The sequence below is a fragment of the Neobacillus drentensis genome, from assembly GCF_021560175.1.
In the GTDB taxonomy this organism is placed as follows: Bacteria; Bacillota; Bacilli; order Bacillales; family Cytobacillaceae; genus Neobacillus; species Neobacillus drentensis_A.
Window position 1 is genome coordinate 1,441,652 of the sequence record NZ_CP091110.1, and the last position, 23,935, is coordinate 1,465,586.

The following is a 23,935-nucleotide window of genomic DNA, read 5'->3' on the forward strand; positions in this document are numbered from 1 at the left end:
CACCCAATCCCAATATATAAAGAGAGGAAGTTAGAATAATGGGTTTTCCAAAAGAGTTTTTATGGGGCGGAGCCACTGCCGCTAACCAATGTGAAGGAGCTTACTCAGCAGGTGGTAAAGGATTAAGCACTGCAGATGTGATGACAGCAGCGGCTCATGGTGTTCCTAGAGAGATTACAGACGGTGTTGTGGAAGGAAACTATTATCCTAGCCACAATGCAGTCGATCATTATAATCGTTTTAAGGAAGATATCGTATTGTTTGCTGAAATGGGGTTCAAATGTTATCGCATGTCCATTGCTTGGTCAAGAATTTTTCCAAATGGCGATGAAGAAACACCAAATGAAGATGGATTAAAGCATTATGACGAGGTCTTTGATACATGCCTTCATGCAGGAATAGAGCCTGTGGTAACAATTTCCCATTTTGAGACACCATTAGGATTATTAAAATACGGTGCATGGGAGAATCGAAGAGTAGTAGATTTTTATTTACGTTATTGCGAAACTCTGTTTAAACGTTATAAAGGAAAAGTGAAATATTGGCTTACTTTTAATGAAATTAATGTCATGTCAACAAAACCTTGGATGGCTGGCGGAGTCAATTCTGATGATGAGCAAGTGCGTATGACAGCTGCCTATCATCAATTTTTAGCCAGTGCAAAGGCTGTCCAAATGGCGCATGAAATTGATTCTAATAATAAAGTAGGGATGATGTATAACGGACACGTTGCCTATCCAGCTAGTTGTGATCCGGAAGATATGCAAAGAACGAATGATTTTATGCATAAAATGCTATTTTATAGTGATGTTCAATGTCGCGGTTATTATCCAGCCTATAAATTAAAGGAATTTGAACGTGAAGGAATCGTTTTACCTATCGAAGATGGTGATTTCGATGATTTGAAAAAAGGAAAGGTTGATTTCCTATCCTTCAGTTATTACATGACTCACGTGGTAGGAAAAAATACCCCTTTAGTTTTTAAAGGGCTGAATGGTGTCAAAACAGGTTACAAGAATCCCCATCTACAAATGAGTGATTGGGGTTGGGGAATTGATCCGATGGGTCTCCGTTATTTATTAAATCTTTTATACGATCGTTATCAAATTCCTTTAATGATTGTAGAGAATGGTTTAGGAGCAGCTGATGAAGTTGAAGAAAACGGAGGAATTCATGATTCCTATCGTATTGACTATTTAAGAGACCACATTAAAGAAATGAAAAAAGCCATTGAAATTGATGGTATTCCTGTGATGGGATACACAATGTGGGGACCAATCGATATCATTGCTGCTAGTACAGGTGAAATGAAAAAACGATATGGCTTTATTTATGTGGATGTCGATGATAAAGGAAATGGGACCTTTAAGCGGATAAAAAAAGATTCCTTCTATTGGTATAAAAATGTTATAGAGTCAAATGGGGAAAATTTATAGTTTATTACTATTAAAAAGAGATTGAGATACTATTTAATCAAATAGTATCTCAAAAGGAGATTGTATGATTTATGTCAGTAACAAAAAATGTTTCATTAGTTAAAAGTCAAAATTTATTAATTGCTGCTATCGCGTTTGGGATAATATTAAACCCATTAAATACATCCATGATAACGGTAGCAATGCCAGAGATCAAAAGTGAGTTTTCACTTACATCACAGGATATCACATGGTTAATCGCTTCCTATTTCATCGTTTGTGCAATTTTCTTACCGCTTATTGGAAAATTGAGCGACTTTTATGGCAGGAAAAAAATCTTTCTGTCTGGACTACTATTAGTAAGTATATCTTCCTTTGCTGCCCCATTATCACAAAATATGCCGTTTTTGCTGGCAATGCGATCCATACAAGCAATTGGTACATCCGCTCTATATCCTGCCGGAATGGGAATTGTTCGATCCTATATCGAAAAAAATCAAAATAGAGTAATCGGATCACTAACTGTATGTGCTACCACCTCGGCAGCATTTGGACCGACAATCAGCGGGCTGCTAATTCACCTAGGCGGATGGCATGTAATCTTCTACGTTAATTTTCCGATTATCATTATTTCTGCCATCTTGGGTTTCTTTTTTATTCCTAAAGATGAAACGATGGCTGTCAAAGCTTTCAAGTGGGATGGAATTGGGATTATTGTTTTCGGTTGCCTCATCTCTTTATGGATTTATTTTTTGCAAACATTAAAAAGTGGTTTAAGCTTATGGGCATTAATTGGCACTTTAGCGTTAACATTTTTATTTTACTTCTTTGAAAAAAGAAAGGAAGATCCTTTTATAGATGTAATGTTTTTGAAGAAAAATCTTAACATTTCATTTGTGTATATTCAATATATTTTGGCAACATTGATTTTCTTTGCCATGCTGCTTTCGATGCCAATGTATTTACAATCAGAATTGATGCTCAGTTCTAAGCTTACGGGTTTCATTATGCTTTCACTTTCCATATTTTCAATAATTAGTACACCACTTGCGACGCGTTGGATAGAAAAGTCAGGATTTAAGTCTCCATTACTAACAGGAGTGATTATTGGAGTAGTTGGTGTTGTCCTTTTAATGACAATCAAACATAGCTCACCACTAATTTGGATTTTTATTGTGTTATCCATCATTGGATTTAGTAATGGTATGTTAAATATAGGTTTACAAACGCTGCTCTATTCATTTGTTTCTAAATCGGAAACGGGAAGGGCTTCGGGTCTATTTTTGACATCAAGATTTATGGGTAATATTTTGGCTTCCAGCGCATTTGGTCTTATGTTTGCGACCGGAGTCAATGATACGAACCTTAATTGGATGACTATTATTTTAATTGTGGTGTCCATTATTTTATTTACTGGAATATTATTCATAGGAAAAAACAAAGGTGGAAGGGGTACTACAGGACTTAAAAAAATGAATGCTTAAAATGCTCGGTAAGTAATAGCAAAAAAATAGCTACACCGTAGCTATTTTTTGATTTTAGTAAACGTACTTATTATTGATATTTCTTCATTAGATTTTTTAGGCTTATATAAGGAGGTTAGATAGGTGAAAGCTTTAAAAATAAGCAAAGGAAAACAAGATGACAATATAAAATATGCTCAGCAGCATTTAGCAAATGAAAGGACTTATCTTGCTTGGATTCGTACTGCTATATCCATTACAGGCGTTGGTTTTCTAACAACTTCGTTACATTTTACCATAAAGATCAGTTCTAATTCTGCAATTAATACGTTAGCCATACTTCTTGGAATCTTTGCTTGTCTTGTTGGTTTCATCACTGCTGTCTTGTCAACAATCCATTACACCAGGAAAAGAAGGGAAATCCAAGATGGACTTTTTATTCCGTCAAACTACTCTATCATATTTGTTTCCATTTTATTTTCACTCCTAGTTTTTTTGATTTTTATGTATCTGTCTTTCTTATTATTTAAGTTATAAAATGAGGGTAAATTAATAGTAATGACCTTCCTTTTCTATATTAGAAATTAATATTAGAACTATTTTAAATCCCTTGACATACTATAGGGGGGTATAGTAAGTTATACGTATGGAGGTGAGGTTCAATGGATGAAAACTTGAATCATGATTGTCATCTTTCTAAAGAAAGAAAGAGTCATCATTCCGATAAAGTAAAGAAAAATTTAGTTACTCGGTTAAACAGAATTGAAGGTCAAATCCGCGGAATAAAAGGATTAATTGAAAAAGATACTTATTGTGATGATGTAATTACCCAAATTTCTGCTACACAGTCTGCTTTAAACAGTGTGGCAAAACTTCTTTTAGATGGACATTTAAAAACATGTGTATTGGAACGAATAAACGAGGGTGATACAGAAGTTTTAGATGAAGTACTTTTAACGATAGAAAAGTTAATGAAAAAATAACTGGGAGTGATTATGATGGAAAAGATTACTTTAAAGGTTACTGGAATGTCTTGTGGCCATTGTGTAAAATCGGTTGAAGGAAGTGTTGGAGAGTTACAAGGTGTTAAATCGGTAAAAGTTCACTTGGAAGCAGGAAATGTGGATGTAGAATTTAACCCTGCTGAAGTTCCCTTAAGCAAGATTAAACAAACAATTGATGACCAGGGCTATGATGTGGAATAGATTGTATAGATAACGTGCACTAAAAAAGCACGTTATCTTTAGCAACAAAACATACCCCCTACCCGTATAAAGAGGTGAATATCGATGAGTAATGATATAAAAGAAGCCGTTTTTCAAATCACAGGTATGACCTGTGCGGCATGTGCTGCGAGAATTGAAAAAGGCCTTAAAAAAATGGATGGTGTAAAAGAAGCGAATGTTAATTTAGCCCTTGAAAAGTCCACTATAAAATATGACCCTGATGTTGCATCTGAATACACTTTCCAAAAGAAAATTCAGGATTTAGGCTATGATGTTGTAAAGGAAAAGGCGGAATTTGATGTTACAGGAATGACCTGTGCAGCTTGTGCAAATAAAGTGGAAAAAAGATTGAACAAATTAGATGGAATAGAAAAAGCCAATGTCAACTTCGCGCTAGAGACAGTCCTTGTGGAGTATAACCCACAACAAGTCTCTGTTCCTGAAATGAAAGAGGCTATTAAAAAGTTAGGATATTCCCTTGAACTAAAAAAAGAAAATACAGAAGGGCAGGTTGACCATCGTCAAAAGGAAATTGAAAAGCAGCAAGGTAAGTTTATTTTCTCTCTTATCCTGTCATTCCCACTATTGTGGGCGATGGTTAGCCACTTTGAATTTACACGGTTTATTTGGCTGCCAGATATGTTAATGAATCCTTGGGTTCAATTAGCTCTTGCTACACCCGTGCAATTTGTAGTTGGTAAACAGTTTTATGTAGGAGCCTATAAGGCGTTAAGGAACAAGAGTGCCAATATGGATGTGCTTGTTGCACTTGGTACATCAGCAGCCTATTTCTATAGTTTATATTTAAGTATTACCTCCATTGGCTCCGGCGCTCATATGTTAGAACTCTACTATGAAACAAGTGCTGTTTTGATTACCTTAATACTATTAGGGAAATTGTTTGAAGCAAAGGCTAAAGGACGTTCATCTGAGGCGATTAAGAAATTAATGGGACTACAGGCGAAAAACGCAACCGTTTTTCGTGATGGTCAAGAGATGATAATCCCAATCGAAGACGTTTTAGAAGGGGATATTGTTTATGTCAAACCAGGTGAAAAGGTGCCGGTTGATGGTGAAATTGTTGAAGGCAGGTCAGCCGTTGATGTATCGATGTTAACGGGAGAAAGTATTCCGATTGATAAAACGATTGGAGATCACGTTATTGGTTCAACGATTAATAAAAATGGATTCCTGAAAATTAAAGCTACAAAGGTTGGAAAAGATACAGCGTTAGCTCAAATTATTAAGGTGGTTGAAGAAGCACAAGGTTCTAAAGCACCGATCCAACGCTTAGCTGACGTGATTTCAGGAATATTTGTGCCGATCGTAGTAGGAATCGCCATTGTCACGTTCCTTGTATGGTATTTCGCAGTAAATCCTGGCGATTTTGCGGACGCTCTTGAGAAATTTATTGCGGTATTAGTTATCGCTTGTCCTTGTGCACTTGGCTTGGCAACACCAACTTCAATTATGGCGGGCTCGGGTCGTGCAGCCGAATTTGGAATTTTGTTTAAAGGCGGAGAACACCTTGAAACCACTCATCGCTTAAATACGATTATTTTGGATAAAACTGGTACAGTTACAAACGGAAAACCATCTTTAACCGATGTTATTTTGGCAGAAGGTATGGATGAAAGGGAATTTCTAATGCTGGTTGGTACGGCTGAGAGAAACTCAGAACATCCACTTGCCGAGGCAATTGTGGAAGGTATAAAGGAAAAAGGAATGAACCTTGGCTCATCTGATACCTTTGAAGCGATTCCTGGTTTTGGTATCCAATCAACGGTAAATGGTAAGCAGTTATTAATCGGGACACGTAGACTCATGGCGAAATATAGTGTTAACGTTCAAGTTGTACTAGCCAATATGGAGAGCTTGGAGAAGCAAGGGAAAACAGCGATGGTAGTAGCCATCGATGGGTGCTATGCAGGGATGGTTGCCGTTGCCGACACCATTAAGGATACATCGAAAGAAGCGATTGCTCGATTACACAAAATGGCCTTAGAAGTAGTAATGATAACAGGGGATAATACTCAAACAGCCCAAGCCATTGCAGCCCAAGTGGGAATTAAGAAAGTCATTGCAGAAGTTTTACCCGAAGGCAAGGCCGAAGAAGTGAAAAAGCTTCAGCAAGCAGGTAAAAAAGTGGCTATGGTAGGGGATGGAATTAATGACGCTCCGGCACTTGCGACAGCTGATATCGGGATGGCAATCGGTACAGGTACGGATGTGGCAATGGAAGCAGCAGATATTACTCTTATTCGCGGCGATTTAACTAGTATTGCGGACGCGATTTTCATGAGTAAGAGGACAATCACAAATATTAAGCAAAATCTGTTCTGGGCACTGGCATATAACGTCATAGGAATTCCAATCGCAGCAGCAGGTTTCTTGGCACCGTGGTTAGCAGGGGCAGCGATGGCATTTAGCTCCGTATCAGTTGTTCTCAATGCACTAAGACTTCAAAGGATTAAGTTAAAGGCTTAAATGGAGAGGAGGATGCTTATATGAAAAAAGGTATAATAATCTGGGCTGTTTCGGCTATTCTTTATCTTGGAGTAGTCATTGCAGGTTATAGTATGTATGCCAATAATAATCCAAAATCAGAGGAACACGGTCATCATACAACTACTACTGAACAGGGGGAAGAAAGCATGAATCATCAACATAGTGATCAAGAGCACGGGAATCATGGTTCAAACACTACCAGTGAGATTACACCCAAAGTATCCTATGCAAATGGGGTAATCACAATTGAATTAAAAGATCATAATAATCATGCTCCGGAACTGGAAGTCTCTCATGAAAAATATATGCATTTGATTGTCGTTAGCTCAAATTTAAAAGAGTACCATCATTTACATCCAGAAAAAAAGGGCGATGTAATATATCAAGTAAAGATAAGTTTGGCAGATAATTCTTATAAAGCTTTTGTTGATATCAACCCAAAAGGGCTTCAATATGCGGTAAGACCTATCGAGCTGCAGGTTGGTGCAACGCATCATGTACATGGAGAAAACAAGCTTATTACTGATAAAGATTTTACCAAGACACTAAACGGTCAAACAGTTGAATTAACCCCTCATTCCTTTGAAGTTAACAAAGAGATTACCCTGAATTTTAATGTAAAGGGTGAGAAACCTGAAGAGTATTTAGGTGCATTAGGTCATGTGGTCATCCTGGACGAAGCAGGAGAGAAATATATACACGTTCATCCAGTTTCGAATGATCAAACTGTATTTGATACACAATTTGATAAACCGGGGATTTATAAGCTTTGGGCTGAATTCAAGTTTCACGGACAGGTCAATATCTACCCATTTGTTATAGAAGTTAAATAATAAAGAATATGGTGAAATAAAATGCAGATAAAATTTCAGAGGATTTTAAACATTAAAAGCTGATAGTTCCTGACGCATTATGTAGCGCCAGGTGTATCATTTCAACATTCATATACCTTACCGCCGTATAGTAATTGAATAGACAAAAAGGAGAAAGTATATGATGAATAGTTTAAAAAAATTAAAATCGCCGTAAATGGTGGAATAGGATTTGGGGCTAAACTCAATTCAAAGCAACTTATAACGCTTTCGAAATATATGAATGAAGATGATGAACTTGAGTTAACAACATTCCAACAACTCTATTTAGTAATTCCAGAAGATAAAAAGGAAGAAATCATAAAAGAATTCGAAAGTGTTGGCTTAGCCTGTTATCCAGTTGGAAACTACGTAAAGAGTTTGAGAACCTGTAATTTTTGTAAAGGGGAAGAGGAGGAAGGAATGCTAGTGGCGAAAGAATTAAATCGCCGAATAGCAGGGAAAGCCGTACTGTTTACCCTAAAGATTGCTTACACAGGGTGTCCTGTAGGCTGTGGTGAACCCATGTTAAGCGACATAGGTATTATGAAAGTTAGAGATTACTACAATTTATATGTTGGAGGAAAAGCAAAAGGCAAAGACGCTGAAGTTGGTTCCTTGCTGATGGAGGATCTTACACCAGAGGATTTGTACGATATGGTAGAAAAGATTATTACTGTATATTCACAAATGGGTAAAAAGCGGGAGACATTCAATAAATTTTTGAAGCGAATAGATAGAGAACAATTATAAGTTAACAAAAATTCCTGAGACCTTGATCGCAGTTATCAATGTTCATATCACTGTTCTAAACTACGTATCTAATTTTAAATTTTGAGGAGGTATTATTGTGTCTACAAAGTCACAAACGATTTTACACGCTGACCCGAATCGTTGGAAGGCATTGGCTTTATTGGGATTTGCAAATTTTATAGTAATGATGGATTCAGCTGTTGTTCAAGTTGCCTTACCATCTATTAAAGGTGCACTTGGATATACAGAGGCGAATTTACAATGGGTTATGAATGCCTTTCTTATTATGTTTGGGGGATTACTACTTTTAGGAGGAAAACTATCTGATTTGTTTGGTCACCGACGCATTTTTATGTGGGGTGTTTCAATCTTAACTGTTTCGTCTTTATTAGCTGGATTAGCTTGGAATGAAATGTCATTGAACATAGGAAGAGCAATCCAGGGGGTTGGATCGGCTTTAATTGCACCATCAGCACTTTCAATTGTTATGATTTTATTTTCTGCCAATAAGCAAGAAATGGGGAAGGCACTTGCAATTTGGGGGCTTTCTGGTGCAGCAGGCGGTGCGATTGGTATCGTTCTTGGAGGTGTTTTGACGCAATTACTTAGTTGGCGATGGACTTTACTATTTTACGTTCCTGTCGGTATGATCGTTTTACTATTAGCACCAAAGCTTCTACAAAAAGGCATGCCAAAAACAGGCCGTATTGATTATGCAGGTGCTATTGCTGTTACAACAGCACTCGTTTTAATTGTTTTTGGTATCGTAAATGTAGAACATAATGGCTGGCAAGCACTTTCAACTGTATTACCTTTAGGACTTGGTATTGTTTTATTCATCATCTTTATCCTTATTCAAGTGTTTAGGAAAGAGCCATTAGTTCCGCTTAGCATCTTTAAGACTCCCAATTTGGCAGCAGGGAACATTTCGCTTATTTTATTATCGGCATCTTGGTTCCCTTTAGTTTATTTCCTTATTTTATACGTGCAACAAGTATTGAAATTTAAACCTTTTAAAGCGGCAATGGGAATGCTACCGGCGCCGATTCTGATGGCTATATTCATGATTGTTCTAGCTGAAAGGGTTATGAATAAATTGGGTATGAAAATAACAATGATGATCGGATTTATCATACTCGGTATTGCAGGACTATTATTTTCAGGTAATACAGTGGATGGAACTTATTGGGGTGATGTATTTGTCCCACTGGTGTTAGCGGCATTTGGGAATGCTCTTACCTATCTGCCAGCAACGACAGCCGCTGTGGCAGAGTCAAAATCAGAGGATTCTGGTCTTGCATCAGGCCTGTATAATACGACCTATCAGGTTGGATCTGCAGTTGGTTTAGCGATTATGGTTTCGGTTGCAGCGGCAGCAACAGCAACAGCAACAGCTAGTGTTACAGGAGCGATAGCAGTAAGTCTTAATGAAGGCTATCAACAAGCATTTTTCTGGTCCGGTATGGTGGCTTTTGGTGGCGCAGTATTAGCCCTTCTGTTTATCCGTTCACCCAAGCAGTGAGAATCGGAAATTACAAATAATCTCATTTCCTATTTGTTTTTTGGGATATTGTATTAGGAGTAGGTGAACAATGATTGAAAGACAATATATTTTATCGAGTACGGGATTTGCCCGTCCAGCAAGAATGTTAATAGGTATTTCTAATAAATATTTATCAAAACTAGTTCTTGAATATAAGGGGATTTCTGTTGAATTAAATTACTCACTCGATTCGATAATGGATGTTATGTCCTTGGGAATTATACCTGGTGCTCAATTTATTATCAGGGCTGAAGGGATTGATGAGGATCAAGCTTTACAATTAATAGACGATCATTTTAGTAAAATGAAATTAATTAGTTTGTAGGATGAACAACATAAGTGGAATTGTGGTAACACAGGCTTAGATGTATCTAAAAATCCTAAAAATAGACTATCTGACAATAAATCAATTAATCTTTTATCTGCCACTTCTCTTTCGTTTACGGGACAAATGCAAAAGATAAGTACTATAAATCAGCATTTATTGTCTAGAGGAGTGAAATATATGTATAAAAGAATACTAGTGGTTATTGGATTAGTTGGAATGATTGGTTGGGCAATTTATGATTCTGCTTCAACATCAAAGAAACAAAAAAAAGCCATTCAGGAGACTCAATCTGTTAGTAATAAGTCTGAGGTTCTTGGGATTGAAGAAGGGGATAGAGCGCCAAATTTTTAATTACCGACCTTAGATGGCCCAAATGTAAAATTGTCAGATATGCAAGGTAAGAAAGTGATCTTGAATTTATGGGCGACTTGGTGTCCCCCATGTAAAGCGGAAATGCCTCATATGCAGGAATTTTATCAATCCCAAAAAGGAAAAAATATAGAAATCCTAGCAGTGAATTTAACGGCTGCGGAAAAAGATGTTTCTAATATTAAACCATTTGTTCAGGATTATGATTTAACCTTCCCTGTTTTATTGGATCATGATGGATTGATAGTAGATACATATCAGGCCTTAACTATTTCTACTAGTTATATCATTGATACGAAAGGGATTATCCGAAAAAGAATCGTAGGTCCAATGGATAAAGAAAGGATGACTGAACTAATCAACAGTATTGAATAAAAGTCGGATTCTTTCATAATTTCACTATCGTCATCGATAGTATGCGTCAAGAAAGTGCATACTTGTTTCGGGATTCATCTGACTATATAATACGTTCAAAACCAAGTAAAGGCGGGGGAAGAGAAGGAGAAAAAATAGGCATCTTTGGATTTCGACAATTCCGGATACGATTACCCATAATCAATTTAAAGTGTATATCACCATTAGTTTAAGCAGGTTATGTTTAGAAATAATAGGATTATAGGGGGAGATTTATTGACTGAAATTACAATATGGGTCGCATTTGCAGGAGGATTATTAGCATTTATTTCTCCTTGCTGCCTACCTTTATATCCATCGTTTATCTCTTATATTACTGGTGTAACAGTGGGAGAAATAAAAAATCAGCAAAGTCATTCTAATACTAGAAAAATAGTCCTATTACATTCTATTTATTTTTCAATCGGATTTACAATCGTTTATTTTGCATTAGGTTTTTCAGCGAGTTTCTTCGGGAAAATTTTTTCTGACTATAAGGATTTAATAAGAATGCTAGGTGGCATTTTTCTGATAGTAATGGGAACGTTTATGTTAGAAATTTTCAAACCAAGTTTTTTAATGAAGGAGCACCGCTTCCAATATACCAAAAAGAAAGTGGGATTTTTAAATTCAGTTATTGTGGGAATTATTTTCGGAGCAGGGTGGTCTCCTTGCATAGGACCTATTTTTGGGGCAATTATGTATGCTAATATTATGTATCCTACACAAACCTTTTTTAATATTGCTGCCTATTCATTGGGGTTCTGTATCCCATTTATAATAATGGCGTTTTTCATCAGCAAGACAAAAATAATATTAAAATATTCAGCGTTACTAATGAAAATCGGTGGCGTTTTAATGATTCTCATTGGATTAATGATATTTTTTGATAAAATGACATACATAACTATATGGGGTTCCCAAATACAGTATTTTTTTGAGGAAATGCTCAGCAAATAAACATATGAAACTCGCAACTAATTAACGAGTATCAATGCGGCCAAATTTAGCCAGCAAAAAGGGAGCTTGTTTTTAAAACAAACTCCCGTTAATATTTATTGGTTCTACAAGGTAGTTTTAACTTTTTGCTGCAGGAATTCGTCGGTCGTAATTACATTAGCATACATACCGTTAAGTGCACTGACAAACGCATAGTGAACCTGTTCAGCTGGTACGACCTTATCTTGATAAGATAAGTCCCTTGTTGCACATGCATCTTCTATAAGTGTGGTTTCAAAGCCTAAATCCACTGCAGCTCTAACAGTTGCATCAATACACATATGTGTCATCATACCTACAACCACTACCTTGGTTACTCCTTTTTCTTTTAATTTGCTTTCTAATTCAGTCTTTAAAAAGCTGTTAGGAAAATGTTTTCTAATAAGACTTTCATGTTCTAATGGTAGAACACTTTCATGTAGTTGAACTCCCTCGGTATCTGGGAGAAAGAAACCTAACTCTGGGTTACTTGCGATATGCTGGACATGAAAAATATGATCTTTGTTATTCTGTCTAAACCATTCAAGAACTTTTGCAGCATTAGCGGCTGCTTTTTCAGGGTTGCTTAATTTCATCTTTCCATTTGGAAAATAGTCATTTTGAATATCGACAATGATTAAAGCTGTGCTCATTTGTTTCACCTCATTTAAAGATTAAGTACAATAAAATAATAAATAATATTTTGATTTTTATCGATACTTTGATGAAACACTTTTTGATTAAATGATTTCACGGTGAAAGGAATTTATAATGGATATCGATCAAATTGATTTTCAAATTCTCAGGTTACTAACCGAAAATTCACGTGTCCAATGGAAGGACTTAGGCGAAAAAATTCATATGACGGGTCAAGCAGTAGGAAACCGTATTAGAAAACTTGAAGATAGTGGTGTCATTAAAGCCTACTCACTAATAATCGATGAAATGAAGCTGGGGCTGATCTTTACAGCGTTTGTCATTGTTCATATGAAATCAGCAAATCATGATGCTTTTATTCGGTTTATTAAAGATCGAAAAGAGGTAGTTGAAGCTCACCGAGTATCTGGGCAAGGCTGTTACCATTTAAAACTAAAAGTTAAATCCCAAGAACAATTGAATCAAATTCTTAATAAACTTCTCGATCATGGGAACTATAGTTTAAATCTGTCCATACAAGAGATTAAACAACAACACTCTTGGACTAGCACATTACAATAAATGTTTGCTCCGTTAATATGAAAACCAACCAACTGAATGATAAAAACAGCAAAAAAAGGTATAATTCTCTCCGATTTAGAGAGTATTATACCTTTTTTGCTTAGTGAGACATCCATAATGTAGAATTTGGTGCATTTCTCTCTTTTACTTTTCTTTATTATGCTCTCCCCACTGGCACATTTCCTGAATAATAGGCCAGAGAGTTTGCCCTTTTTCAGTAAGGCTGTATTCGACCTTTGGAGGAATTTGTGGATATTCCTTACGATGAACTAAACCATCGTTCTGCATTTCCTTTAAGGTAGAACTGAGTGTTTTATAGGTTATCTTCCCTAGCATACGCTGAAGTTCATTATAGCGGACTGTACCGTTCCTTGATAAATGGTAAATAATTAGCAGTTTCCATTTACCGTTGATAATGGAGAGTGTATAGCCAAAAAAAGGCTCCTGGCTTTCAGAAATTTTCTCGTTTCTATCAGACATATTAACATTGGACCTTTTTATCATTACACTATCCTCCTAGATAGTATGTGTCATAAAAGTGCATACTTGTTTGTAATTGTATATTGACTATATAATACATTTGAATCCAAGTAAAGGAGGATTCAAATATTTGTTTTCGAGAAAGTGCTATATATATAAAACAATATTTTTCAACTTTGAAAAAAATCATTAGGAGGACAAAGTAATTATGTTATCACAACAATATCAAGACAATATAGACACATTACTAAAGAAAATAGAAGAAGCTGAGGCGATTGTGGTTGGTGGCGCTGCTGGGATGTCTGAGGCTATTGGACATAGTTTTTATCATACTGATGCGAATTTTCTAAAGCATTTTGGAAAATTTGCAGATAAATATGGTATTAAAAACCTTTTTAAGGGCTTTTATTACCGATTTTCTACAAGAGAAGAACGGTGGGCTTTTCTTGCAACTGAAATCAAATATATATATGATGCCGAAGCCGGTCGCCCATACCTTGACTTATTGCAACTACTTCAAGGCAAAAATTATTTCATTGTTACAACGAATCAAGACTCCCAGTTTTCCAAAACTTTCCCTGAAGAAAAAGTATCCCCAATTCAAGGCGATTTGCGTTATTTTCAATGCGGCTCCCGTTGCCATGATCAGGTTTATTATAATAAAGAGCAAGTTGAGAACATGTATGCAAACATAGATGGAACCAGAATTCCAACAGAATTAATTCCATTATGTCCAAAGTGCGGGCAGGAAATGGAACCATGGGTGCGCTCTTATGTATTTCTGGAAGGTAGCTCTTACAGAAATGAATTAAGAAAATACAATGAGTTTCTTATAAAAAACAAAGATAAAAAGGTTCTCTTTCTGGAGTTAGGTGTGGGAACCATGACACCGATGTTCATCAAAGAACCCTTCTGGAACATGACTTACAGTTGGCCGGATGCATACTACATTGCCATCAATCCAAAGGATGCATTGTTGCCAAGGGAACTGAAGGATAAGGGACTCGCCATTCATGAAGATATTGCTGTGGTATTACAAGATGCTTTGAACGAGAAAGCAAAAAGAGATACGGATATTGGATAAGTACAGAGCAATCCGGCTTCGCATATGTAAGGAATAACTAATTCAAAATCAAAATTTTATAAAATTGGAGGATCATATGGAAGAGAAGTATCAAAAGGTTTTAAGCAAAATCAAGGAGGCTGACAGCATTGTCATTGGCGCAAGTAACGGCCTCGCCATTTCGGAAGGTTATAATATCTTTGCAGAGGATTCTTCCTACCTGGAACATTTTGGTGATTTTCGTAAAAAGTATGGTTTTCGTAGTATCCTACAGGGATCTTTTTATCCATATCCTTCCGAGGAAGAAAAGTGGGCATTTTTCAGCCGTATGTACGCCTACTTTTTAAACAACAAGGAAGCTAGTCCTGTCATGAAGAACCTTTATGAACTGGTGAAGGATAAAAATTATTTTGTGGTTACCTCTAATACAGATTCTCATTTTACACTGGCAGGATTTCAAAAGGAACGCCTTTTCGAAATAGAGGGCAATAGTCGGTATTTGCAATGTTCTCATGGTTGCCATAATCGAATTTACCCAGGTGACGTAATATTGAGTAAAATGGCCCAACACCAAGAGAATGGAAAAGTCCCTCTGGATCTTATTCCTAAGTGTCCAGAGTGCGACGGCCTAATGCAAGTCCATGTCGAAGTCGATCGGAATTTTCTAAGGGGTGAGGCATGGCAAGCCAACTTTGATGCTTATCAGAATTTTATCGATAATGCTCATGGCAAAAAATTAGTCCTGCTGGAATTAGGCGTAGGTGCTAGAAATCAATTGATTAAAGCCCCGTTTATGAATTTAACTAGCTTAGAGGAAAATGCAACCTATATTACTTTTAATAGAGGATCCAAGCTTTTTATTCCAGATGTAATTGCTTCTAAATCCATTGGGATCGACGGTAATATTGCGGAAGTGTTAGAGCATTTGGTGCAGATGAAATAAGCTGTTTATTAGAAAACAGAGGAGGGAATGAATGATGTTTCTAGCGAATGTTCTGAATGATCCTGCCTGTCAACCAATCAAAAAGGTTTATGAACGATGGTTTACATTCATGGAAGAAACGATAGAGTTTTGGCTTCCGAATAGTGTATGGCATACGAAAACCCATTGTGCTCGCGTGCTGCTCCTAGCACTCCTCATCGGACATCAAAAAGGTCAGAGTGAGGAGGAGATGGATGCACTTGGAATGGCGGCTGTTTTCCATGATTCCCGCCGCCTTGATGATGGGATTGATAAGGGGCATGGTGGCCGTGCGGCAGAGTATTACAAAGATTATTGCTGTGCACACGATTTGCCGTATGATGAGAAAACCTACTACATCACCTATTACCATGACCAGGATGATTCGCTAGGTTTGTCTGAGATTGCAAAGTCCCCTAGTTTAAGTGAAAGGGCCGTGCTGGTGTATCAGATTTTCAAGGATGCCGACGCACTGGATCGCTTCCGTCTGGGCTCTGATGCTTTGAATGTAAATTTTCTTCGGACAAAAGAAGCACATGGACTTGTTGACTTTGCAAAATATCTCTTACAGAAAAGTAGAGAAACTAATTCGTGAAAATATAGAGAGGAAAAATCTACTTATCTTGTGCAAGTCCGAGAGTATTTTGCTGGCTTAGGAGGTAAGAATTATGAATAAGTATATCGATGATAGTTTCGCTCCTTTTATGGGAAGAGTACAAACGTTCTTTAAATCCAGCCGAATATACTTACATTTACGGACCTCGGATAAACAATGGTAAACCATATGAAACTATGCTTCCATACTGAAATTATTGAATAAACACGAAAACAACTAGGTCGGTGAAATAGATGATTGATTTTTTACAGCGAATTAATGAACTAGCTAAAAAGCAGCGTGAGGAAGGTTTAACCAATGCTGAAAAAGTTGAGCAACAGGTGCTTCGAGAAGATTATTTACGTGAAATACGTGGACAAGTGATCCACACTTTCTCAGGGATGAAGGTGCTGGATCCACTTGGAAATGATGTAACACCTGAAAAGGTCCGCAATTTAAAAACAAAAGATTTATAGCATATATAAAAGAATAGGAGATTTAGGTGAAAGATTATTTAGTAAAAGCCATTGCTCATAATAAACAAGTGCGTGCATATGCCGCTATTACAACTGAAACAATTGAAGAAGCAAGACGCCGCCATGATATGCAAGCGGTCGCTTCAGTGGTCCTGGGACGTTCCATGACAGCAGGAGTCATACTTGGCGCCATGCTAAAAGGTGTAGAAAAACTAACCATAAAAATGAATGGAGGCGGACCAATTGGAACCATCCTAGTAGATGCAAATGCCAAGGGTGAAGTAAGAGGGTATGTTTCAAATCCCCATGCGTACGCAGGGCTGAATCAGCAAGGTTTACTTGATATTAAATCGGTGGTGGGAACAAATGGAATCCTTTCCGTTACCAAAGATATAGGATTGAAACACCCCTTCATTGGCCAGGTTCCTATTGAATCGGGTGAAATCGGTGAGGATTTTGCCTCTTATCTACTGCATTCAGAACAAGTAGCATCCTCTGTTGGTGTAGGTGTACTAGTAAACCCAGACTTAACCATTCAAGCTGCTGGTGGTTTTATTATTCAGCTTATGCCGAACACAGAAGAAGAGACTATTCGCGTAATTGAAGAACGTTTACAAACGATGCCTTCCATTTCATCGATGATTGGGCAAGGTATAACACCAGATCAAATTCTGAAACAATTACTAGGTGAAGAAAATGTCAGCATACTTGAAACAATCCCAGTTCAATTTAGATGTGAATGCTCTAGAAATAGAATCTCGAATGGTATTTTAAGTCTAGGAAGCGAAGAAATTCAAGATATGATAGAGACGGAAGGACAGGCTGAAGCGCAATGCCATTTTTGTAATGAAATCTACTTATATAATAAAGAAGATTTAGAAACTTTATTAAAAGCGGACATTTCATAAAGTATAAAGGAGCGTAATTGATATTATAATTCTCTCCTTCCATTAGCAGCAGAAAATACTATAGATAATAGAAAGCATTATAGAGTCATAGGAGTAAAACAAATGGAGAAAGCACCAAAAAAAGACACACGTGTAGTGGTAGGAATGTCAGGCAGAGTCGATTCATCCGTTGCTGCACTGCTACGTAATCGGAATATTCATGAAGAACTGGGACATACAGACGAATTTGGTGTTTGTACGGCTACAGAAGACTACGAGGACGTTATCCGAGTCTGCAATCAACTGGATATTCCCTATTATGCCGTAAATTTTGAAAAGCAGTATTGGGACAAGGTATTCAGCCACTTCCTGGATGAATACAACGCAGGAAGAACGCCAAATCCAGATGTAATTTGCAATAAGGAAATCAAGTTCAAGGAATTTTTAGATCATGCCATGAGCCTTGGAGCAGATTATGTGGCTACAGGGCATTATGCACGAGTGAGTAGAGAAAACGGAAAAGTTCACATGTTAAGAGGGAAAGATGAAAATAAGGATCAAACCTATTTTCTAAATCAATTAACGGAGGAGCAGTTAAGTAAGGTGTTATTTCCGATAGGCGATTTAGAAAAACCAAAAGTAAGGGAAATAGCTGCCGAATCTAATTTGGCAACCGCCTCCAAAAAAGACAGTACAGGAATCTGCTTCATTGGTGAACGAAATTTTAAGGAGTTCTTAAGTGGTTATTTGCCTGCACAAAAAGGGAATATGGAAACATTCGACGGCAAAGTTGTTGGACAACATGATGGATTAATGTATTATACAATCGGACAGAGGCATGGATTAGGGATTGGAGGCAATGGTGATCCTTGGTTTGTACTAGGAAAGGATATTGAAAGGAATGTACTATATGTTGGACAAGGTTTCCACCATGAAATGTTATATTCAGATAGCATCATTGCAGATGATATAAGCTGGATTTCAAAGGGGGCTATACCTGATACATTTGAATGTACAGCAAAATTCCGTTTTCGCCAAAAGGACAATAAAGTAACGGTAAAACGATTGAATGATTCCAAAGTTAAAGTCACTTTCCACGAACCCATTCGGGCCATAACGCCTGGACAAGCAATTGTCTTCTATCAAGGAGAAGAATGCCTCGGTGGAGGAACTATTAACCAAGTATATCGTGGTGACAAACAATTAACGTATTTAGGGTGAAGAAGAATTGAAACTAAAAACGGTCTCCTGTTATGATTTTTTTAAAATTTTACAAAAGTAATTTAATTAGGAGATGATGTTTATGACATGGACAATAATTTCAATCATTCTTATAAGTCTTCTTAAAATATTAGTAACTTGTCTTCCAACCGGTACAGTCGAATGGTTAATGAAGAAATTTGAGACTCATTCAAAACTTAATGTCGAAAACATCACTTTAACCATTGACGGAAAACAACTTGAAGTTGAAGATAAAATCAAAGTGATTAATGATTTTAATGAGGCAATTTTTACAAAGAAACACTATATATTCCCGGGAACAGAAGATGCTTTTTTAAGTCCGGAGGATAGTGAAACACCCATAGTCATTGATACTAAAATAGGAAAAAGAGATGTTAGGTTATTATTGTATAGATACAATGACCGCGTCGATGTTGTTAAAAAGTATAAAAAGAAATTGGTGGCATATAGTTTGCTTTCCGAAAACCTTCAAAAACTGTCGTAGCCACTGACATTACACAGGGAATGAAGAAAATCCACGCTCTTTAGGGTGTGGATTTTTTAGTTTTAAAAATGAGTCCATCTTCGTGTCTATTTATAAAGTACTCAAATTCCTTAGTAAATAAAGAGATTAAAGGATTAAGATTATTTTTATTCCAGGCAATAATGAAAACAATTTCCTCTATTTTTTCTTCTAGTTCAATAAAACGAAGTGTTGGAGGGGGATTGACCATTGCAACGGGAAGAATGGAAATACCAATACCGGCTTCAACCATGAGTAACACGGTTTCAAAGTGAGAACATTCCTGTATGATGTTTGGAGAGATACCATACTTCAAAAAGAGTTCCGAAATATGTTTGAATCCATCTGGGGACACTTCTGGATTAATAACGATGATCTGCTCAGAGGCAATCGAAGTTATACTAATTTTTCTATGATTCGCAAGAGGATGTTCACTATTCATAACAACTGTAATGGGGATTTTGGATATTTTCCTAGAGATAATTTCGGGGAATTTTTCAATTGTTAACGATAGAGTAAAACCAATATCAATTTCTCCTGAAGATTTTTATTATTCTTCTATGTATCATCATTATGTAAATTACAGTCCAAAACTTGTTTCAGCCCCTGGGGAGGCAAAATCCGATTTATGGATATGGACACAGCTGGCAGCAAGACTTGGATTCGGTGATGATTTTGCTTATACGCGAGATAAATGGTTAAGGATGACCTTAAAGCCGCTGAAAGATTCAGGCATTACTCTTGAAAAGTTAATTGGCCAACCTGGAGGAGGAGCCAATTATGCTAATCTCCAGGTTGGCCAAAGTTTCGCTTATCTTTCGTATACATGACCATCCGTGGATACGGAATTTCAATTCCATGCTCATCTAAAGAAAGTTTAATATCTTTGCGAATTTTCCTTTGCTTTTTCGGGAGCATTGAAAAGTGAAAAGTATTATCTGAACAAGTACAGCACATTTGAAGAGTTGAAAAAAGACTAAACGGCCTTAGTCCCTTTGAATACAGGGCTAACGCCGCTTAGTGTCTTTTATTTATTTTCGCTTTCTACTTGACGGGGGGCACTTCACAATACCGGAGCATCTACTGCAGCATAAAAAAGTCTTTTATTAAGCTTGCTCAGTCTTTGGTTCAATCATAGTAAATAGAATGAAAAGAGTAAGTAATGCACTTCCCGCAAAGAATATAAACACGAGATTCCAGTTAAATGAATCCAAGAGTAGACCCACTAGGAATGGAGCAAATGCACCACCCAGCGATCCTGCAGTGTTTATTATGGATGCTGCAAAAGAAACCTTGTCTTTTGAGGCAAGTCCCATAGGATAGACCAAAAAAGTGGAGTAGCCAAGATTTAAAATAATACCTGTCAATAAAAGCAGAGCACCCAGTATTACAGGATTATTAGGAGCATAAATAAGTGAATACATCATGAGTACAGTTGCTCCGGCAGTTAAAATCATATTAGGTTTACGTCGTTTTTCAAAAACATTATCTGATAGCCATCCACCAAAGATATTCCCAATCATCGCGCCGATCCAAGGAGCTGAAGCTACAAAACCCATTTTCATGGTAGAAAACCCTTTAACGTCAACCAAATAAGTAGGTACCCATGTCATGATTGAGTATTGAATCCCTACTAAAAGGAAATAACCTAAAGCACAGCCCCAAATACTCCATGAAAAAACTACTTTTCTATTGGTATCCAACGGTTTAATATTTTTCGAGCGAATCAATTTATCCAGCCAGTTTAAGTTTCTCTTTTGACTAGGGACTTTCGTCTTTGTTACAACTGTTTGTTCAACTGGACTTTGGTCATTAATATAATTTATCTCAGACTCTGAGGTATACCGACTTTCTTCCGGTTTGTCTTTTACCAACCACCACCATAATGCAGCAGTAATGAAACCAGGAATAGCAAATAGATAAAATACGTCTCGCCAGCCATACGTGATAATGATGAAAGCACAAAGCGGAGGTACTACAGCAGGCGCAAATTTAATTGATGCCATAAAAATTCCAGTTGCAAATCCCTTTTCTTTAGGAGGGAACCATCTATTTATGGTAGAGACAATTCCTATATTAAGTGGTCCTTCTGCGGCACCCAATAATAAACGTGCCACTTTCAAATGTAATATTGAACTAGCCAATCCTGTGAATAATGTTGCCAAAGAAGTTAGAATGACTGAAATTGAGAATATGTTCCGTACTCCTTTTTTACCAAAGTACATACCTGCTGGAATTTGAATTGCAGCATAAGTAAGATAAAACAAGCTCGTCATCAACCCAATATCGGTATTACTCATATGGAAACTATCCTTTATAGTTGGAATAATTACACCCATATTAGATCTATCTGCACCAGCTATCATATACACTAAAAAGATTAAGGTCAGTACAACCCAACGAAATCGGGTTTTTTTCTTTAATTGAGGTTGTGATTCCTTTGCCAAAGCCTCTCTCAATTTAACTCCTCCTACCTAAAATTAAATTTTACTACAAAAAATTGGTATAGTCATAAAAACATTAGCAAAAATTATAAAATCATTTCAAAATAAAAGTTAAATATCTGCTACATTATCAATTTTTGGAGTAGTTAACTATTCTTACTTTACTTCCCAAATTTTGATCAAACGCTTGAGTTCTACTATCTCCTTTCTTAAATTAGGATAAATTTTTTATTCCCGGAAATCTAATTTTATATTAGCAAACGCTTACATCAATTAATAACGATAATTTTAAATGTTAATTATCTAATTTTTTGATATTTAGGTCTGAAATATTTAATGTAATAAAAAAATTTTTATATAATATCCTAAAGGAGTGTAAGAAATGAATTATGAATTAGTAGAAACATTTGCTGTATTAGCGAAAACAATGAATGTAACTAAAACAGCGGAAAAACTTTTTTTATCCCAGTCTACTGTTAGCTATCGATTAAAAGCTCTTGAAGAAGAACTAGGTGTAATATTAGTGGAGAGGGATCGAGGTTTTAAACATATTAAATTAACTGACTATGGAAAGTACTTTTTGTCTATTGCTATTGAATGGCAGAATATTAACCACAAAATTCAGAATTTCAGTTCTTCTCCATTCAAAAAAACAGTATCTATAGGAGTAGTTGATAGCGTTAATAATTATTTGTTTTCCGGGATTTATCAAGAAATAATTAAGAATAACCCAAATGTACAGTTAACGATAAAAACACTACATACTGCAGAGATTTACGATCAAATTGATGCAAGAATTATTGATATAGGGTTCGCTTTAAACCATATAAATCAGCCCCAAATTGAATCAGTAAAACTATTAGATGAGGAAATGATATTGGTTACCAAAGGGAAGGGTTTTGCTAATTTAAAGGAAATAGATCCAAAGGAACTTAATCCTAATAATCAAATCTTTATAAATTGGGGTGAAGAATACTTAAACTGGCATAATAAAAATATTCCACATAATTCTTCCCCTAAATTAATCACAGATTCTGCTTTGTTGTCATTTGAAATACTTGATGAAGATTCTTGGTTCATCGCCCCAAATAGTGTTGTAAATAAATTGAGTAAAAAGTTTTCAGTCCATCTATTACTGTTTAAAGAAGTTTCACCACGAAGAACTATTTACATGATTAGTAATAAAAATCCGCTTTACAGTAATAGGGATGCAATCAGTGAATTTAAACTTCTTATTAATAAATACATAATTACGCAGGAAAGATGGCAACAAGAGTTTAAAGAAGGTTTATTAAAACCAAGCTCATAAACTTTGTTTTCTGAAAATCATTTGAAATAAGTTCTATGGTTCCCTTGTAAATGGCTAATTTTCAGCATATTACAAGGGCTTTTTTATGACCATTCAATTTTAAATATTTATTTAAACTCGTCTTTTGATGGGAATAATCAAATTTGTCGATAATTAACATGTAAAAATACCGTTTTTAATTAATGTAAGCGATTGCTACTATTAAATTAGATTTCCGGAAATAAAACTATAAACCTAATTTAAGGTGGCGAATTAATAATGCAAACATTTAATCGTACTTTTGAAAGACCAGCCAAGGAATGGAATGAAAAATTTGCTAATATAGCTACACCAATCATTGGTGATGTAATGGGCAGACAGAATATCATGGATTTTAGAATTAGGCCGATTTGGTCAGGTGCTCGTTGCGTTGGTCCCGCTTTAACTGTTATGACTTATCCGTCAGATAACTTAATGATTCATCTTGGTGTTAGCTTAGCACAAGAAGGGGATATTCTTGTAGTTGATGCAGGAAATTATCCAAATGCAGGTCTATGGGGAGAAATCTTAACAATTAATGCAATGTACCGCAATATTGGCGGCCTCATCATCGATGGTGGAGTTAGAGATATTAAAGAAATAGAAGAACTGGGTTTTCCAATGTTTGCATCTGGAATAAACGCTCGGGGTGGTTACAAGAGTAATCCAGGAAGAGTAAATATGCCAGTATCTTGTGGAGGAGTGGCAGTTTGCCCTGGAGACTTAATTGTAGCGGATGAAAATGGTGTAGCAGTAATTCCAAAGGCTGATATTGCGGAAGTCTATGAAAAATGTCTAGCAAAAATTTCAGCAGAACAAAAAATCATGGAGCAACTTAGACAAGGAAAAGATACGGTAGAAATCATGAATATGGAAAAAGAATTAGATAAACTTGGTATTCTAGTAAAATAAT

26 protein-coding genes and 2 pseudogenes are annotated in these 23,935 nt (G+C 36.3%); 24 read left to right on the forward strand and 4 right to left on the reverse strand.

What is annotated here, in order from left to right; translation table 11 throughout:
• Positions 1 to 38: 38 nt before the first annotated feature.
• From L1999_RS06820 to L1999_RS06880, 13 genes and pseudogenes are all read left to right on the forward strand, one after another.
• A complete protein-coding gene (locus tag L1999_RS06820) occupies positions 39 to 1,436 on the forward strand; it encodes a glycoside hydrolase family 1 protein (RefSeq protein ID WP_235742857.1) in 1,398 nt (465 codons plus the stop codon).
• Between the two features lie 71 nt (positions 1,437 to 1,507).
• Positions 1,508 to 2,899: an MFS transporter gene (locus L1999_RS06825; protein ID WP_235742858.1), complete on the forward strand. Its 1,392-nt coding sequence runs from the start codon at positions 1,508 to 1,510 to the stop codon at positions 2,897 to 2,899.
• Between the two features lie 123 nt (positions 2,900 to 3,022).
• Positions 3,023 to 3,415, forward strand: a complete 393-nt coding sequence (locus L1999_RS06830) for a YidH family protein (protein ID WP_235742859.1) — start codon at positions 3,023 to 3,025, stop codon at positions 3,413 to 3,415.
• A 125-nt stretch (positions 3,416 to 3,540) separates the two neighbouring features.
• Entirely contained in the window at positions 3,541 to 3,861 is a 321-nt protein-coding gene (locus L1999_RS06835) for a metal-sensitive transcriptional regulator (protein ID WP_235742860.1), read from the forward strand.
• Positions 3,862 to 3,876: 15 nt separating this feature from the next.
• Entirely contained in the window at positions 3,877 to 4,083 is a 207-nt protein-coding gene (gene copZ / locus L1999_RS06840) for a copper chaperone CopZ (RefSeq protein WP_235744280.1), read from the forward strand.
• A gap of 84 nt (positions 4,084 to 4,167) precedes the next feature.
• Positions 4,168 to 6,591: a heavy metal translocating P-type ATPase gene (locus L1999_RS06845; protein WP_235742861.1), complete on the forward strand. Its 2,424-nt coding sequence runs from the start codon at positions 4,168 to 4,170 to the stop codon at positions 6,589 to 6,591.
• Between the two features lie 20 nt (positions 6,592 to 6,611).
• Positions 6,612 to 7,445, forward strand: a complete 834-nt coding sequence (locus tag L1999_RS06850; protein WP_235742862.1) for a hypothetical protein — start codon at positions 6,612 to 6,614, stop codon at positions 7,443 to 7,445.
• A 258-nt stretch (positions 7,446 to 7,703) separates the two neighbouring features.
• On the forward strand, positions 7,704 to 8,216 hold the full coding sequence (locus L1999_RS06855; RefSeq protein ID WP_235742863.1) for a nitrite reductase: 513 nt from the start codon (positions 7,704 to 7,706) through the stop codon (positions 8,214 to 8,216).
• A 97-nt stretch (positions 8,217 to 8,313) separates the two neighbouring features.
• Positions 8,314 to 9,738 carry an MFS transporter gene (locus L1999_RS06860; RefSeq protein ID WP_235742864.1) on the forward strand — a complete coding sequence of 475 codons (1,425 nt, stop codon included), beginning with the start codon at positions 8,314 to 8,316 and terminating at the stop codon, positions 9,736 to 9,738.
• 70 nt (positions 9,739 to 9,808) lie between these two features.
• A complete protein-coding gene (locus tag L1999_RS06865) occupies positions 9,809 to 10,084 on the forward strand; it encodes an HPr family phosphocarrier protein (protein WP_215040413.1) in 276 nt (91 codons plus the stop codon).
• Between the two features lie 180 nt (positions 10,085 to 10,264).
• The gene (locus L1999_RS06870; RefSeq protein ID WP_235742865.1) at positions 10,265 to 10,438 is read left to right on the forward strand and encodes a hypothetical protein; all 174 of its coding nucleotides are present in this window, start codon (positions 10,265 to 10,267) and stop codon (positions 10,436 to 10,438) included.
• A 12-nt stretch (positions 10,439 to 10,450) separates the two neighbouring features.
• Positions 10,451 to 10,831 (forward strand): annotated as a pseudogene (locus tag L1999_RS06875) (TlpA disulfide reductase family protein); the annotation flags it as partial.
• Between the two features lie 255 nt (positions 10,832 to 11,086).
• Positions 11,087 to 11,809, forward strand: coding sequence for a cytochrome c biogenesis CcdA family protein (locus tag L1999_RS06880; protein ID WP_235742866.1), 723 nt, complete (start codon positions 11,087 to 11,089; stop codon positions 11,807 to 11,809).
• Positions 11,810 to 11,913: 104 nt separating this feature from the next.
• Here the strand turns inward: L1999_RS06880 and L1999_RS06885 are convergent, their stop codons facing one another.
• Positions 11,914 to 12,480 (reverse strand): cysteine hydrolase family protein, encoded by a 567-nt coding sequence (locus L1999_RS06885; protein ID WP_235742867.1) that lies wholly within the window; start codon positions 12,478 to 12,480, stop codon positions 11,914 to 11,916.
• A 118-nt stretch (positions 12,481 to 12,598) separates the two neighbouring features.
• Here L1999_RS06885 and L1999_RS06890 point away from each other — a divergent pair, with 118 nt between their 5' ends.
• The gene (locus tag L1999_RS06890; protein ID WP_235742868.1) at positions 12,599 to 13,045 is read left to right on the forward strand and encodes an Lrp/AsnC family transcriptional regulator; all 447 of its coding nucleotides are present in this window, start codon (positions 12,599 to 12,601) and stop codon (positions 13,043 to 13,045) included.
• Positions 13,046 to 13,189: 144 nt separating this feature from the next.
• Here the strand turns inward: L1999_RS06890 and L1999_RS06895 are convergent, their stop codons facing one another.
• Positions 13,190 to 13,549: a winged helix-turn-helix transcriptional regulator gene (locus L1999_RS06895; RefSeq protein ID WP_275677416.1), complete on the reverse strand. Its 360-nt coding sequence runs from the start codon at positions 13,547 to 13,549 to the stop codon at positions 13,190 to 13,192.
• Positions 13,550 to 13,733: 184 nt separating this feature from the next.
• Between L1999_RS06895 and L1999_RS06900 the strand changes: the two genes are divergently transcribed.
• The 7 genes from L1999_RS06900 (at position 13,734) to L1999_RS06930 (ending at position 19,233) form a co-directional block, all read left to right on the forward strand.
• Positions 13,734 to 14,609, forward strand: coding sequence for an SIR2 family NAD-dependent protein deacylase (locus L1999_RS06900; protein WP_235742869.1), 876 nt, complete (start codon positions 13,734 to 13,736; stop codon positions 14,607 to 14,609).
• Positions 14,610 to 14,685: 76 nt separating this feature from the next.
• A complete protein-coding gene (locus L1999_RS06905) occupies positions 14,686 to 15,531 on the forward strand; it encodes an SIR2 family NAD-dependent protein deacylase (RefSeq protein ID WP_235742870.1) in 846 nt (281 codons plus the stop codon).
• A 31-nt stretch (positions 15,532 to 15,562) separates the two neighbouring features.
• The gene (locus tag L1999_RS06910; RefSeq protein ID WP_235742871.1) at positions 15,563 to 16,144 is read left to right on the forward strand and encodes an HD domain-containing protein; all 582 of its coding nucleotides are present in this window, start codon (positions 15,563 to 15,565) and stop codon (positions 16,142 to 16,144) included.
• 254 nt (positions 16,145 to 16,398) lie between these two features.
• Positions 16,399 to 16,620, forward strand: a complete 222-nt coding sequence (locus tag L1999_RS06915) for a DUF896 domain-containing protein (protein ID WP_235742872.1) — start codon at positions 16,399 to 16,401, stop codon at positions 16,618 to 16,620.
• Between the two features lie 26 nt (positions 16,621 to 16,646).
• Positions 16,647 to 17,528: an Hsp33 family molecular chaperone HslO gene (gene hslO / locus L1999_RS06920; RefSeq protein ID WP_235742873.1), complete on the forward strand. Its 882-nt coding sequence runs from the start codon at positions 16,647 to 16,649 to the stop codon at positions 17,526 to 17,528.
• A 102-nt stretch (positions 17,529 to 17,630) separates the two neighbouring features.
• On the forward strand, positions 17,631 to 18,728 hold the full coding sequence (gene mnmA / locus L1999_RS06925; RefSeq protein WP_235742874.1) for a tRNA 2-thiouridine(34) synthase MnmA: 1,098 nt from the start codon (positions 17,631 to 17,633) through the stop codon (positions 18,726 to 18,728).
• Positions 18,729 to 18,810: 82 nt separating this feature from the next.
• A complete protein-coding gene (locus L1999_RS06930) occupies positions 18,811 to 19,233 on the forward strand; it encodes a YfmQ family protein (RefSeq protein ID WP_235742875.1) in 423 nt (140 codons plus the stop codon).
• Positions 19,234 to 19,273: 40 nt separating this feature from the next.
• Here L1999_RS06930 and L1999_RS06935 read toward each other — a convergent pair whose 3' ends face one another.
• Positions 19,274 to 19,783 carry a LysR family substrate-binding domain-containing protein gene (locus tag L1999_RS06935; protein WP_345790900.1) on the reverse strand — a complete coding sequence of 170 codons (510 nt, stop codon included), beginning with the start codon at positions 19,781 to 19,783 and terminating at the stop codon, positions 19,274 to 19,276.
• Here L1999_RS06935 and L1999_RS06940 point away from each other — a divergent pair.
• A pseudogene (locus tag L1999_RS06940) lies at positions 19,761 to 20,003 on the forward strand (molybdopterin-dependent oxidoreductase); the annotation flags it as partial. The gene L1999_RS06935 and the pseudogene L1999_RS06940 sit on opposite strands and share 23 nt — an antisense overlap.
• 354 nt (positions 20,004 to 20,357) lie before the next feature.
• Here the strand turns inward: L1999_RS06940 and L1999_RS06945 are convergent.
• Positions 20,358 to 21,710 (reverse strand): MFS transporter, encoded by a 1,353-nt coding sequence (locus L1999_RS06945; protein ID WP_235742876.1) that lies wholly within the window; start codon positions 21,708 to 21,710, stop codon positions 20,358 to 20,360.
• Between the two features lie 367 nt (positions 21,711 to 22,077).
• On the opposite strand from L1999_RS06945, the gene L1999_RS06950 reads away from it, so the two are divergent.
• Both L1999_RS06950 and L1999_RS06955 read left to right on the forward strand, forming a co-directional pair.
• Positions 22,078 to 23,004: a LysR family transcriptional regulator gene (locus L1999_RS06950; protein ID WP_235742877.1), complete on the forward strand. Its 927-nt coding sequence runs from the start codon at positions 22,078 to 22,080 to the stop codon at positions 23,002 to 23,004.
• Between the two features lie 258 nt (positions 23,005 to 23,262).
• Positions 23,263 to 23,934, forward strand: coding sequence for a 4-carboxy-4-hydroxy-2-oxoadipate aldolase/oxaloacetate decarboxylase (locus tag L1999_RS06955; RefSeq protein WP_235742878.1), 672 nt, complete (start codon positions 23,263 to 23,265; stop codon positions 23,932 to 23,934).
• Position 23,935 lies beyond the last annotated feature (1 nt).